Source organism: Peptoniphilus rhinitidis 1-13 (assembly GCF_000246925.1).
Taxonomy (GTDB): domain Bacteria; phylum Bacillota; class Clostridia; order Tissierellales; family Peptoniphilaceae; genus Peptoniphilus_A; species Peptoniphilus_A lacydonensis.
Window position 1 is genome coordinate 15,862 of record NZ_BAEW01000010.1, and the last position, 14,711, is coordinate 30,572.

Consider the following 14,711-nt stretch of genomic DNA (forward strand, 5'->3'; position numbering starts at 1 on the left):
TTAATTATGGTCAATGTTATATAATACTTGTGCAACTTGTGCTCTAGTAAATGCTGATTTTGGTTCAAATTTTCCATCTTCCATTCCACTTACTACTCCAAGTCTTGCCATTTCTTTTACTGATTCTTTTGCCCATGTTGCAATGTTTTTTTCGTCTTTGAATCCATTTTCATTTCCTTTGGCATTTAGATTCTTTCCTGATACTTTTAGAAATTTTGTCATCATAACTGCCATTTCTTCTCTTGTCAGTTCTTTGTCTGGTGCAAATTTTCCTTCTCCTATTCCACTTACTATTCCTTCTTTATTTGCCCATGTAATATATGGACTGTAGTATGTGCTAGCTTTCACATCTTTAAAGTTTTGTGTGTTATAGTCACTTATGTTTATGTTTAACATTCTTCCTAGCACTGTTACGAATTGTCCTCTTGTTATTGATTTATTTGGCCCAAATTCTGTTTCACTAAGTCCTACAAAGTATCCTTTCCCTACTACATAGTCTATTGAATTTTTTGCCCAGTGACCAGATGTATCGTTAAATTTGCTTGTACTTTTGCTAGAATTGTTTTGATTTTGTTGGTTTTGGCTTTGTTGATTTCGTTGATTATGTTGATTATTTTGGTTATTATTTCCACCAGTTCTTGAAACTTCTTTTGCGTTATTCCAGTTAAAAGATAAAACTGCATCTTGTTCTCCCCCTCCTGGACCCTTGCCAGCTATTTCATCCATGGCATCAACCCATACTGATATATTTATTTTGTCATATTTTCCATTCATGACCCATGACCAAATATTTCCACGTGATTGATCTGCTCTATACTTGCTTCCATCATTGATAAATAAATTATATAGATTTCCTGTGAATTGTTTGCCACCAAAATCTCTTTTCATTTGAGTAAATTGAACACTGTAACGGAATTTTCCATCTCTTTCTTCTACTCTAGCTGTATGGTTTATAGCATTGTTAGCCATTGAGTAGCCTGATTGATGTGCATGCAACACTTCTACTGGTACTTCATAAGTTATTGTAACTGGCCCATTGTTTTGGTTGTTGTTATTGTTGTTATTTTGATTGTTGTCCCATGATAATTTATTGCTTACCCAAGAGGAATTATTACTATCACTCCTCCAATTGTTATTCCAACCATTGTTGTTATTATCTCTCCATGATGAATTGTTATCTTCGTTGCTAATCCCATTATTATTTACATTATTAGTATTTTTAACAAGACTTGAGGCTGCAGCATTTAAATTGTCTATAGCAATCTTAATTTCATTTTCAGACACATTGCTCTTAGATAATAAAGCCATAGCCGCATTATAAGCATTTACATATCTCATATTACTTTCATAAGTGTATTGAGAACCTCCTAAGTTTGCAGAATATCTTAAAGCATCTATAAGTTTTTCCTTATTACCTAGATCAGGACTTGATGGAGTTGGAGGTGTAGGAGTGTCTTTTCCAGGAGTCACTTCAGTCATATTAGCCTTGTCAAAAACAAGCCTTGCTTTTTGTGATCCTGCTCCCGGTTCTCCACCTGCTAAACCATCCATAGCATCTACCCAAACTTTTACATAAAGAGCATTATCTTTTAGATTTTCAAATTCGACCTTAGTCATATTAATTCTAAATACCTTTGGAAATTCTTTCTGAGATCCGTCTAAAGATTGATCCATATATTTTTCTATGATTTGGGTTTCAATAGCTTTTCCTCTAGAATTATTTTCTTCAAAAGTAAATAAGTTAGTTAAATGTCCATAAAAACTATTTGCTCCTATTGGTACTTCGATTCCTTTAAAAGTTAAGTCAATAGTTACAAGATCATTCTTTATGCTCACCTTAGCAGGTGATATTAAGGCCTTGTTACCCATAGAATCCTTATCTTCTATAAAATGCATAAGTCTTACTGGAACATTATAAATTTTTTCTTTTTGTTCCTCAGTATTTTTGCCTGTACTATTATTAAAAGTTTCTATTGCAGTATTTAAATTAGTTAAAGCTTCATCTATTTGCTTTTGTTCATTTGCGCTATTTAAAATTGATTCTGCTGAATTTATTGCAATTTGTAGCAATTTAAAGTCATTATCAGTTTTGTTTCCTTGAGTAATTTTTCTAGCTTCTGATATTTTATTTTGAAGTTCATTTTTATTTAGAGAGATTTTTTTATTCTTAAAAGATTCTATTGCAGTATCTAAGTCTTTAACTGCTCTATCTATTTCTTCTTGTTTAGTTGATTCTTCAAGAACTTTTTCTGCAATTTTTATAGCTTCTTTAAGAGTATTAAAATCTGCATCAGATTTATCTCCATTTTCTATAGCTTTTGCTTCTTTTATTTTATTTTGAAGTTCATCTTTTTTTATAGTAGGTTCTGTCTTTTCTAATAAGACCATCTTTTTTATATCAAAATTATTGATGCCATACATATTTTCAATAGGATCATCCCATTCGTTCGGTTTAAGCCCAATTCTCATATTACCAGAGTCATTATAACAGCGAGCAAGTCTTGCATTTTCAAGATATATAAATTGATTTAGATCTCCAAGCTTTGACAAAGGTACATTATCCAATCTTATCTTTGTAATTCTCTTTTTATACTTAGTTTTAGCAGGATCTAAAGTAAAGTCTTCTTCTTCCAATATTTCGATAGGTTTTAATTTTCCATCGGCAGTTTTATATCTGATGTCCTTATCTTCATTAATTTTTACTAAACCAAATTCTTCAGGACCGTTTGAGCCTACAACTCCTTTCACATAGGATACTGTAATATTCGCCTTGTTATCTTTAAATTCAACTTCATAATATGGATTAATTCCTATATCAGTATTTAAAAGTTTTGAACTTGATATGGAAGAATCTGCAAGCATATTATTATATTCTTCTTTGGTGTATTTAAACTTTCCATTTTCCCAAAAATTTTTTATACCTTCGTTCATTGTGTCTGTTTCGTCTATAAGAGGCATAGATTCATACTTCCCTGATAGGAGATCTACTTTTTTCAAAGTCATGTCTTTGTGACGCATAAGAAGATTAAATTGAGGATCCATGCTTCCCATTGCATCAACCCTTACGGTAAACATCTTTTGAGATTCATAATTAGCTTTGCCATTAGAATACTCAAGAGGAATTTCAAACTCTTCTGGATAATTATAATATCCTCTGCTATAAGTTGATTTTAAATATTTCTGATCATTTAAAAATATTTTATTTCCTGAAAAATACGTACGGTTATTCATATAATTATTGAAATCATCTATAGAATTATAAGTCCAAAGATCCGTCAAATGTCCTTCTATAGGTTTTGTTGTTCCAGTATATTTTGGATCTGAATTAGTCATTGGCTTAAATTTTATTCTAAGTTTTAAACTTCCATCATTTCCAACTATTAATTTACCTCTGTCGTCTACAGCATCTGATGCCATTGAATACATACCCGGTCTAAAAGCATATCTTATTGATAAAGGTATTTCATATTCTCCTGCTAATAGGTCTTTAGGTATTGGCTCAGGATGTCCTTGAAATACATATACTCTAAATTTGTCCTTATGAGTACGATCTTTTCCTATTCGCTTAGTTCCTAAATTTACAGAAGCGTAGTAAGCTCTACCGTCAGAACTTGAGTTATAATCTTGTACTAGATAATAATGTTCTTCTGTTTTACAATCATTTGCCTCAACATCATTTTTTACTTTTACATATTTCTTTGGCTCTTCAAATGTATTTGTTGTTTCATCAAATCTTGAAACGTACATTTCAAATTGTTCTGGCCAAATATTGTAAGTGTCTTCATCTCTCTTGTGTTTGCTATTTATAACAAAGTTACCATAACTTCCAGCATTGTCTTTGCAGAATACGTCTATTTCATAGCAATTCCACTCTTCTTTCTGATAAATCATGGAGTCAGCTTCTGCCTTATGTTTTTCTTTAAAATTTTTGAATAGATTATCCTCTTCATTGATTTTTTTTGATTCTACTTTCAACATATCTTCTGAAAAATTATGCTTTACCTTCCATCTTCTATAATTTTCTGGATGAATATCAAAATATGTCATAGAATCATTTACAGTAGGCACTTCTATAGGAGGTTCCTCTGTTGCAAATATATTTAACGGAATAAATATTAATAATAGTAAAATCGAAAAAAACAATCTGTTTGAATTTTTAAAATTATTTCTCAATTATTATTCTCCTTTTCTAAGTTGAGGAATATTTTTCCTACTTAAACTTTTTATCTTACAAATAATCTGGCATTGCGATTCATCATCTTATCTCCAATTACTCCCAATGCTCCAGAATCTTCAAGATTTGTTTCAAACTTAATTTTAAAATATTGTGAATATCCTCCTAAATTTTGACTGAATAGTGCAGACTTAGGGACTGTTATTGTAAATCCTTCTGGCACCATTTTTTCACTACTTGTAGCTTTTTTAGAACCAAATGGTGTAGCATTTACTTCTTGTCCTTTTATTATAAATTTTAATTCTGTGCAATCGGCCTCATAATACTTTCCAAACATTTTCTTCGTAACTGGTTTAGTGTAAAAAGTGAAAATATAATTATTTTCATCTTGTTCTACAATTGATTTTTCCTTGTCAAAAGCACCATCTGCCATAGATAGCTTTGATTCTTCCCTATGATATACTGCAAAATCTTCAATTCCAGCTGATCTTAAGCTATAATTTGTTCCAAATATTTCTCTATCTGAATAATCTATTGTTTCTCTAATTTGATCTTCGATAGATTTCATATCTTCTTCTTTTGCCATTGCAAATGATGGCAATAACATCATCAATACAAACATAAGTAGACCTAATTTTTTTATATTTTTCATTTTTTGCTCCTTTGTAATTTGCTTTAGTTACAGTCTTACTAATTTTAATATTCCTCTACTTTTTTAATAAATTTATAAAACATTTATGTTTTATGGTTACATTCTTACATAAAAAATAATCTAAATTATTTCTGAAGCTTTATTTTTAAAATATTTTTTCTTAATCACCCCTTCTAATTTAATATTTATTTAAAAATCTTTTTCTATGATTTTTAAGTGACTTTTTTTCAAAGCTTTAAGAAAACTCTAAATAATATTAATTGTGGTCAATGTTATATAATACTTGTGCAACTTGTGCTCTAGTAAATGCTGATTTTGGTTCAAATTTTCCATCTTCCATTCCACTTACTACTCCAAGTCTTGCCATTTCTTTTACTGATTCTTTTGCCCATGTTGCAATGTTTTTTTCGTCTTTGAATCCATTTTCATTTCCTTTGGCATTTAGATTCTTTCCTGATACTTTTAGGAATTTTGTCATCATAACTGCCATTTCTTCTCTTGTCAGTTCTTTGTCTGGTGCAAATTTTCCTTCTCCTATTCCACTTACTATTCCTTCTTTATTTGCCCATGTAATATATGGACTGTAGTATGTGCTAGCTTTCACATCTTTAAAGTTTTGTGTGTTATAGTCACTTATGTTTATGTTTAACATTCTTCCTAGCACTGTTACGAATTGTCCTCTTGTTATTGATTTATTTGGCCCAAATTCTGTTTCACTAAGTCCTACAAAGTATCCTTTTTCTACTACATAGTCTATTGAATTTTTTGCCCAGTGATCTTTTGTATCATTAAAATTTTTGTTGATCGTAGACTTTTCAATATTTTTAATTTCTATTTTTTTAGTTTCTTTTTTCTTTTCATCAGTTGATTTATTTGTCTTATTTTTTTCAGTTCTTGAGTGTGTTCTTATTTTAGAATCACTTTCTTCCTTAGGCATTATCTTTTCTTCTGACGTTGGATTTACTTTTTTATCTTCGCTATTTTTAAAGTTTTCTACTGCATTATTTAATGTATTTGTTGCATTGTCTAATTGAGTTTGTTCTGTTGCTTCTTTTAATACTTTTTCTGCTTCTATTATTGCTTCTTTTAATATATTAAAAGATTCCTCTGTCTTTTTGCCTTGTTCTAATTTTTTCGCTTCTTCTATTGTGTTTGTCAAATCTTTTTTGTTTAACTCTTTCTTTGGTTTTTCGACTTCATCTTCTATTAAATCTCCTGTAGGAGTTATTTTTAACCTTGCTCCAGGAGCTGCTCCATTCATTCCGTCATTTGCAACTCTAATGAAAAAAGTATCTTTATCTATTTTTGGCAATTTTATTAATAATTGTTTATCAAATATCCCTACTTTCCCTGAATTTCCAGGCATTATATCGCTATATTTATAAATTGATAAAACATCAAGTTTTTCTCCATCTATTCTATCTTTAAAAACGCTTAATTCCATTAAATGTGCATTTAAAAATCCAGGACTCATAGTTTGTAAATTTAGCAAAATATAATTTCCATTTTCGCCATATAAAATTTTCCCATTTTCCATAAAACATCCACTTGCCATAGATTGTTCATCGTTAATTTGCTTTTTTATTTCAACTGAAATATTTTTATATGGAAGTGCATATTTTGCATTTTTAAATAGATCATCTAATTTTAAAAGATCTTGTTTTAAGTCTTCTCCTGATTGTAATTTATTCTCTAGTTCATTTTTAATTTCTAAAACTTGGTTATAGAAATCTTTTGTAAAAATTTCTTTATAAATATCACTATTTATACATTTTACTAATTCTTTTGCTAATTCTTGGTTTATTCGAAAGTCAGAATTGTTAGAATTTTTAAGCAAATCAAAATTATAGTCCATTTGATAATTTAAGATTAATGATTTCTCCAAAGATATTTTTTGCATATCTTTTTTTGCTTTTTCAAGCAAATTTCTTAAATTAATCTCAGCTTTAGAATTTCCTTTAATATTATTTTCTATTTCAGACATATTATTATTTAGATGTCCTTTAGCTTCTATTAATTGAGTATTATAATCTTTTGCCCCTATCAGATAATAGGACTCTTGATTTTTTATTGACGCTTTTTTCGTAATATTATTAAATGGAACTTGAATTAATTTTGCATTTTTAATTTCATAGATAGCTAAATTTTTATAGAAAGACTTATCAGCACTATCTTTTTCTATTTTTATCTTTACTAAAGGAAAACTATCATTATTCCAAGAATTTTTTATGTCCAAGTTTGCAGGATTTTCCTTGTCAATAAAGGATAATTTATATGCCACAAAATCTGAAAGTTTTTCATCTTTTGCTAATTTATCAAAGGTTTTAAGAATTTCAGGATCTGTTATGTTTTCTACATTTAACTCTGTTGTCTTATTAAAGCAAAATGCTTTATTGCTATCAGCCTTAAAACTTATATTGTTATTTTCATCTCTAACTTCATCAAGCTTATCATAAGATTCTTTTGAGTATGGAATTATTATTTTTTTTGTATCTGTTGACTTTGTAAAATCTTTGTTATAACCTTTGAAATTAACTTCAAGATTTCCACCAGTTTCTTTTAATCTTTCTACATTATCGTAAGAAATATATATTACAAAATATTTGTCAAACCCTATGGCCGGTTTATTTTCAGTTCTTAAATCAGCCTCTTTTGAATCTTTTGTAGGTTCTAAACCATCCACTGTATATTTTATATGTCTAATATCGTTGAGTAAAAATGAGTTTCTTTTTATTTTTATTGCAACTTCCCCTGACCCATCGTTTATTAATTTAAACTTGCCTTCTTCACTAGATGTATAAGGAGTATATAAATTTCCATCTTTTTCTACATCAAATTCAAATCTTTTTTCTATGGGTTCTTTTTGAGCAAATCCTTTTTGACTAACTATAAAATCATCAATGTTTCCAAAAGTTTTTTCACTTATATCACTATCTTTAACTCTTACAATAGCTTTTCCGGGTATTTTGTTGTCATTATAGGGACTTGCCATAAACTCTCCAAATAGATAAACCTCATCTTTTCTATCAATTGGTATATCTATTTGTGATAGCTCATATTCTCCTGAATTTTTACCTCGTTCGATAATTTTGACACTAGTTTCTAATTTTTCGCTCTTTTCTTCATAAGCATATTTAAGTGTTTTTGTTCCATAATCATATCCATTGCTTCTTTTTTCTACTGAAAAATATGTTAAACGCAAATAATTTTTTCCGTCTATTTTTACTATTTGTCCATAATCATCTAGTATATTTCTTATTTTAGGATCTGTTGGCCCGCCATCTTCCACTTCAAGTTTTACAAACTTTACTAACTCAAAATTTGATTCTTCTTTATCTTTGCTATTTTTAAATGTTTCTACTGCATTATTTAATGCATTTGTTGCATTATCTAATTGAGTTTGTTCTGTTGCTTCTTCTAATACTTTTTCAGCTACTATTATTGCTTCTTTTAATGTATTAAATGCGTCATCTGTTTTTTCCCCTCGTTCTATTTTTTTTGCTTCTTCTATTGTGCTTGTCAAGCTTTCTTTATTTAACTCTGGTTTTATTTCTTCTTTATTTTCTTTATCTATAACTATCTTGGCATTTTGTTCTCCTCCTCCAAGTCCCTTGCCTGCAATTCCATCCATTGCATCTACCCAAACTTTGCACCATAGATAGTCTGACTTTTCAAACAGATCTTTGTCTATAGTAAAAGAAAATACTCTTGGATATTCATTTTCTTTTCCATCTAACCCTGTATCCGTCCAATTTTCTATTATGCTTGTTTCTACTGCTTTACCGTCTTCTGAAGGAGCTTGATTGTTTTCATAATAGAATAAGTTAGTTAAATGTCCCCTCATGTTATATAATGTCATCCCATTAAACGTTAATTCTATTGTTACTTTATCTCCACTATATGTTAATTTTGCAGGAGATACTATTGCTCCATTAGCCATAGATAGCTTTCCTTCTTCGTATGCATGTATTATTTTAACTGGCGCATTGTACACTTTTTTATTTATAAATTGTTCTTTTTTTATACCATTGTTTATATTCTTAATATCAACATTTTCTTCAAAATTTTTAATAATACTTTGTCTATTTGATTGTAATTCTTGTACTTCAAAAGAATCTTTTGCAAATACATTAGCCTGTGATACAAGTGTTATTACTAATACAGTTGAAATAATATTTTTATATTTCTTCATTTTTACTCCTTAATTTTTATATTCACTTAAAAATCTTTTTAAGCCATTCTATTTATTTTTTCCAAAAAGTAGTTTCCTGCACCAATTAATTCTTCTTCTGTTGCCCTCCTTGATTCTAAACTTGTTTTTATCATCTTTTCCTTTACTTTTTTTGGCACTACTTTTCCTGTAATACCTTCTAATTTGTTTATTAAATCAGAATCGACAAGCCCTGGACAAATATACTCTCCTAAAGATTCTTTATTTTTTAAAAGTTCTTTTAAGTTTTTTATTACCTTTTTCCCATGCTCTGAGTCTGGCATTGCTCCAAGAGTAGCGAAAAGTCCTACTTTTTCATTTTCTACTTTTTTCAGAAATTTCATGGCTTTATTGTCTACTGTTCCTTTATCTATCCATGCTCCCAAAAGGACAAATTCATATTCTTTTGTTTCTCTTTCATCTTCGACATCATTCATGTCTTTTATTGTCATCTCATATTTATCTTTTAAAATATCATAAATTTTTTCTGCCATTCTCTTTGTATTTCCAGTTCTTGATGAATAAATTATTATTCCTTTCATTTGTCCTTCTCCTTTAATATTTCTTTAGCCTTCTGCTAATACATACTTCTTATTTTGAAAATCTAAAATTTTTAAATTTGTATCATATATTTTACTAATTTTTTCTGACGTCAAAACCTCTTCTGTTTTTCCGCAAAATTCAATTTTTCCATTCATCATTCCTACAATTGTGTCAGAATATTCTATGGATTCATTTATATCATGAAGAACCATTACTATAGTTTTGCCTAAATTTTTATTTAAATTTCTTACTAAATTCAAAATTTCTATTTGATATTTAATATCTAGATATGTTGTAGGTTCATCTAATAAAAGTATTTCACTATCTTGTGCTATTGCCATTGCAATCCACACTCTTTGAACTTGCCCTCCTGATAATGCATTTACTCTTTCTTTTCTTATATCTTTCAAACCACAAACTTCTAAAGCTCTGTCAACTTTTTCTTTGTCCTCTTTACTTGGCTTTTGCATAAATCCTATATAAGGATTCCTACCATAATAAACAAGTTCTTCTACTTTTATATCTCCAGCTATCTGATTTTTTTGTCTTACAATTGCAACTTTTTTTGCAAAATCTTTTCTATCAAAATTTTTTATATTTTTTCCATCAAGACTTATAATTCCCATTTTTGGTTTTTCTACTCTTGTCATTAATTTAAACAATGTAGATTTTCCACAACCATTTGCCCCTAGAAATGTTGTAACTTTCTTTTTTTCTATTTCTAAATTTAAATCTTTTATTACCATATTTTTTCCATAGGAGAAAAATAAATGTTTAATTTCCATAATCTTTCCCTTCTATTTTTAAAAGTATTATAAAAAATATTCCACCTACAACTGACATAACAACTGATGGTTTTATCTCATAAGGATATGCTATTACACGTCCACAAGTGTCTGACAATAAGAGTGTTATTGCTCCAAGTATCATTGAATAAGGTATTAAATTTTTATGATTTGACCCTATTATTATTCTTGATATATGTGGAACTACAAGTCCCAAGAATCCTATAACACCAACTACTGCTGTAGATACTGATGCAAGTACAACTGCTACAAGTGCCAGCATAAATCTATCTCTATTTACATTTACTCCAAGAGACTTTGCTGTTTGATCTTCTAATTGAAGTAAATTTGCAGTTCTTATTGTAAATAAAGATATTATCAAGAAAATTATTCCATAAACTGCCATTATCTTTACATCTGCCCAAGTTTTTTGTGAAACATTCCCTTCAATTATTGACTGAACATTTGTGAGATTACCTCCCATCATAGATTTTATAGCCTCGTTTATCCCTACAAGAGTCATATTTAATGCTACTCCAACAAGTATTAATTTTATTGGATTACTTCCTCCATTCCATGCAATGGAATAAATTAATAAGTACGCTACTAGTCCTCCCAAAACAGAAAAAAGTGGCGATAAGTAATATAGCGATGGAGATATTATCATTGCAATACTCGCCGATAAACTTGCGGCTGATGATATTCCTATGATCCCAGGATCGACAAGAGGATTTTGCATCACTGCCTGAAGCAAAACTCCTGATATTGATATAGCTGCACCTGCAATAATCGCTATTATTATTCTAGGAAATCTAAGATCATATATTGTCGCTACATCTGAATCATATTTTACAAATAGTCCTTTAATTAATTTTGAAAAAGTCATTTCTATTGAACCTGTTTTTGCTGAGTACAAAATTAAAATTATTAAAACTATTATTGACACTAAATATATTGAGAAGATTTTACTTTTTTTCATCTATTACCTCTCCTCCATTTGATTTTCCCTTTGTACTTTTATCATTTTTGTAAAATATTTTTTCTAAATCATCTAAAGCTTCTTTATAGTTGAACTTTGCACTCATGCCAAACTTTTTGTAGTCTAAGTCATATACTTCATTTTCTTTTACTGCTCTAAAATGCTTCCAAATATCATTTTCTGCAAAATCTTTTTTAAACATTTCCATAACCTCTTCTGGAAGTGCGTGTGCCGTTCTAAGTATTATGTCTGGGTCTTTTTTTAGCATGTCTTCTGTATTAATTGTTATGAATTGTTGATCTGTACCTGCATATACATTTTCCGCCCCTGCAAGTTCTACTAAACTTCCAACATAAGAATTCTCTGTAGCTACTACATAGGATCCAGGAAGTCCCATTAATATTAGCACTTTCGGTGCTTTTTTATCTTTATGCTTTTCTTTATATTCTTTAATAAATTTGTTATAATCATCGACTAATTCTTTTGCTTCTTTTTTTCTATTGAGTAAATCTCCTAAGTCTTTTATTGACTTATACATCCCCTCAATATTGTTCAAGTTCAAAAAACCATAATCTAATCCTGCTGCCTTATACTTAGGAAGCAAATCTGATATTAATGACACTGGAGAAAAAACATAGTCTGGATTTAACTGTTTTAGTTTCTCTACATCAGGTGTCATAGCCATTCCAACTTTAGGGACATCTTTATATCTTTCTGGCATCTTATCTATTTTTGAATCTGGTACCGCCACCAAGTCTACATTTAACTTTTCCATTATATATACTGTCGCCATTGATGTTGCTGCTATTCTAAGTTCTCCTTTATCACTTTTTTTACTTGCTCCTTGGTCGACGCAAGATGAAAATATCAATGCTGATAGAAACAGTATTAGAAGTTTTTTTATTTTATTCATAAGTATTTCTCCTCTTTTCTTCCAGTTCTTCTTCAATTTTATTTTTATAAATATAAGATAATATAGCTAAAACTAAAAATACTGCTGTTAAAATTACTAAAAGAGCTATTAATCCATAAATAAAAGATAGGGTGATTTTCCCTAATTTTGTTTTTCTTTTTTCTGTTTCTTCTTTATTTTCATCTGAATAATAAAGTTTTTTAATTATATCTGAGTCTTTAGTGAGAAGCCCATGACTATATCCAAGGTCTCCTGCTGAAAATTTAGAATTCACTACCTTTTCTTCTACTTTTTCACCTTGATTTGCTTGTAATTTTTCTCCAACTTTCACATTATTCTCTACTGGCTTCAATTCGTCTAAATTTGAAATAGAATTTTGAATTTGTTTTTTTTCTTCTTGCACTTTATCTTTTTCTGATATTTCTAATTCACTACCTCCATTAGAATAATTTGTACCTTTCATTGAAACAAAATCTGTGTTTCCTTCTACCAAGTCTGAAATTGTGTAATAAAATATTACATCACGTCCCATTGGTCCAACAAAAAAAGTTGCCCTTACTACTACATTTTTACTTGGTATTTCAAATCTATAATCTCTTGTTTCTTCTGTTTGTGCAGTAACTTCTGCTGATACAGAATAGAATCCTTTTTCCCCATAATTTTGAACTGCAAATGTTTCATTTTTTATATAATTTGCTAAATTATAACGGACTGATAAAAATATTCTTCCATCATCTGTCGTTTCTACAAGTGCTTGTGGCGACAATACATTTTCAGTCATCCCTTGACCTATCCCTGGATTATTTCCCGGATCTTCAATTGCCCCAGTTACTGGATGTGCATAATATGGTGTTGTCTTTGCAGTTTCTTCACTATAAGCAAAGGTAACATTAAATAAATTTATAAAAATAATTAAAATCAAGATGAGGCTATTTATTTTATTTTTCATTTTTCTCAAGCCCTCCTAAAAATACTATTTCTTCTCTCATGTCTTTTATTTCTTTTAAGTTTTTCTTAACAAAAACTATGGCAAAAGCATTTAATCCTATAAATATTAATACTATTAGATAAATAATCCTCTTTGATTCTTTTTCTTCTAATTCCTCAGTTTTTTCTAGTGTTTCAGAAGTCGTGTCTATATTTTTAGAATTTAAATTATTTTCTTGGCTTGCTATTTTATTTTGTGACGAATTTTCTACCAACAATGAATTTACTTGTGAATTTTGCTTCTTCTCAGGAATTTTAGTATCTTGTGTTGCAGTAGTCTTTTTTACTTGAGGTTTTCTTACAGATGCCATAAAAGTTTTTCCTCTTTCATCTGCAGTGTTTTTTATTTCTGAAATCTGATTACTGTTTTCTAGATTATTTGATAAAGCTATGTTTTCTCCAGAACTTTTTACTACAATATAAACACCTGAATTTTTTGTCTTTGTTTCTATATAATCGTCTGTTATTTTAAAATCTAATTTTTCTCTATTTCCATCATGTATATAGTAAAGATTTAAATTATCTTCTTTTTTAAATTTTAGAAGCGGAAGTTTTAAATCAAATTCTTTATTTGCATATATCTTTTTTCTTTTTGACTGTATATTTTCTTCCTTTTCTCTTATTTCATCAAGAGGGCCTAAAAATTCAATATTAAATATATTTATTTGATCTAATTTATCAAATTCTTTGGAATATTGTTCTGCTTCCTTGCCAGATAATCTATTTCCATAAAAAGAAAATTCCTCCGAAAAAGTTTCGGGACCATATTTTACTATTAAATTTTTATTTTGCACTTCACCCGAATTTTTCGAATTAAATTCAGGTTTTTTTGCTCCTTCTTTAAATTTCTTTATTAAAATAGAATCATTTCCTGATATCTTTTTTATTTTTTCAAAATCAAGATTTATTCTTGCTCTAATTGGTTCATCTCCCATTGGCTCAACTTTTGGATCTACATAAACCTTTGTCATTTTATCCATATTTAATAAAGAAGTTTTAAAAACCTCTGGTCTCTTGTCTTGTTCCTTTGGAACTTCCAATTCATAACATCCTGGTTCTGCTTTATAATAATTTCCATCTTCCTTTTGGAAATATATATTAATTAGAGAAGCTGTTATAGACATATATTCCATCTTGTCTGATCCTATGTATAAATTGGCCTCTTTGTCTTTTACTTCTATCTCTGCAATTTGTCTTAGTGCCTTATTCCCCATACTTGGTTTTTCTTCAACTGCGTGCCACAGTCTTATTGGAATTTCATAATAACCGTCTTCTAAATCAATTTCTTTTTTTACAGGATTATTTTCATCCTCTGCAAAAACCGTACTAAATAGCGAAATTAAAACAATTATAAATACGTATATTTTTCTATTTCTTATCATAACTACCTCTTTTAATAATTAACATTATTCGTAATAATGATATAACTTATCAATTGGATAGCCTATACAATTATTTAAAATATTTT

9 protein-coding genes are annotated in these 14,711 nt (G+C 29.0%); all 9 read right to left on the minus strand.

Features of this window, described 5'->3' with window-relative positions; translation table 11 throughout:
• Positions 1 to 4,173 carry an S-layer homology domain-containing protein gene (locus tag RH95_RS06555; RefSeq protein ID WP_010246900.1) on the minus strand — a complete coding sequence of 1,391 codons (4,173 nt, stop codon included), beginning with the start codon at positions 4,171 to 4,173 and terminating at the stop codon, positions 1 to 3.
• A 50-nt stretch (positions 4,174 to 4,223) separates the two neighbouring features.
• Positions 4,224 to 4,826 (minus strand): hypothetical protein, encoded by a 603-nt coding sequence (locus RH95_RS06560; protein WP_010246902.1) that lies wholly within the window; start codon positions 4,824 to 4,826, stop codon positions 4,224 to 4,226.
• A gap of 256 nt (positions 4,827 to 5,082) precedes the next feature.
• The gene (locus RH95_RS06565) at positions 5,083 to 9,018 is read right to left on the minus strand and encodes an S-layer homology domain-containing protein (protein ID WP_010246904.1); all 3,936 of its coding nucleotides are present in this window, start codon (positions 9,016 to 9,018) and stop codon (positions 5,083 to 5,085) included.
• A 38-nt stretch (positions 9,019 to 9,056) separates the two neighbouring features.
• A complete protein-coding gene (locus RH95_RS06570) occupies positions 9,057 to 9,578 on the minus strand; it encodes a flavodoxin family protein (RefSeq protein ID WP_010246906.1) in 522 nt (173 codons plus the stop codon).
• Positions 9,579 to 9,602: 24 nt separating this feature from the next.
• The gene (locus RH95_RS06575; RefSeq protein WP_010246908.1) at positions 9,603 to 10,364 is read right to left on the minus strand and encodes an ABC transporter ATP-binding protein; all 762 of its coding nucleotides are present in this window, start codon (positions 10,362 to 10,364) and stop codon (positions 9,603 to 9,605) included.
• On the minus strand, positions 10,354 to 11,343 hold the full coding sequence (locus RH95_RS06580) for a FecCD family ABC transporter permease (protein WP_010246909.1): 990 nt from the start codon (positions 11,341 to 11,343) through the stop codon (positions 10,354 to 10,356). The genes RH95_RS06575 and RH95_RS06580 overlap by 11 nt, the downstream gene beginning before the upstream one ends.
• On the minus strand, positions 11,330 to 12,256 hold the full coding sequence (gene isdE, locus RH95_RS06585) for a heme ABC transporter substrate-binding protein IsdE (protein ID WP_010246912.1): 927 nt from the start codon (positions 12,254 to 12,256) through the stop codon (positions 11,330 to 11,332). Before isdE ends, RH95_RS06580 begins: the two co-directional genes overlap by 14 nt.
• On the minus strand, positions 12,249 to 13,205 hold the full coding sequence (locus RH95_RS06590) for a heme-binding Shp domain-containing protein (protein WP_010246914.1): 957 nt from the start codon (positions 13,203 to 13,205) through the stop codon (positions 12,249 to 12,251). Before RH95_RS06590 ends, isdE begins: the two co-directional genes overlap by 8 nt.
• The gene (locus RH95_RS06595) at positions 13,195 to 14,625 is read right to left on the minus strand and encodes an NEAT domain-containing protein (RefSeq protein ID WP_010246916.1); all 1,431 of its coding nucleotides are present in this window, start codon (positions 14,623 to 14,625) and stop codon (positions 13,195 to 13,197) included. The genes RH95_RS06590 and RH95_RS06595 overlap by 11 nt, the downstream gene beginning before the upstream one ends.
• Positions 14,626 to 14,711 lie beyond the last annotated feature (86 nt).

Coding starts and splice junctions, on each gene's coding strand:
- RH95_RS06560 (WP_010246902.1), bottom strand. CDS start 4,826: ATGAAAAATATAAAAAAATTAGGTCTACTTATGTTTGTATTGATGATG.
- RH95_RS06565 (WP_010246904.1), bottom strand. CDS start 9,018: ATGAAGAAATATAAAAATATTATTTCAACTGTATTAGTAATAACACTT.
- RH95_RS06570 (WP_010246906.1), bottom strand. CDS start 9,578: ATGAAAGGAATAATAATTTATTCATCAAGAACTGGAAATACAAAGAGA.
- RH95_RS06575 (WP_010246908.1), bottom strand. CDS start 10,364: ATGGAAATTAAACATTTATTTTTCTCCTATGGAAAAAATATGGTAATA.
- RH95_RS06580 (WP_010246909.1), bottom strand. CDS start 11,343: ATGAAAAAAAGTAAAATCTTCTCAATATATTTAGTGTCAATAATAGTT.
- isdE (WP_010246912.1), bottom strand. CDS start 12,256: ATGAATAAAATAAAAAAACTTCTAATACTGTTTCTATCAGCATTGATA.
- RH95_RS06590 (WP_010246914.1), bottom strand. CDS start 13,205: ATGAAAAATAAAATAAATAGCCTCATCTTGATTTTAATTATTTTTATA.
- RH95_RS06595 (WP_010246916.1), bottom strand. CDS start 14,625: ATGATAAGAAATAGAAAAATATACGTATTTATAATTGTTTTAATTTCG.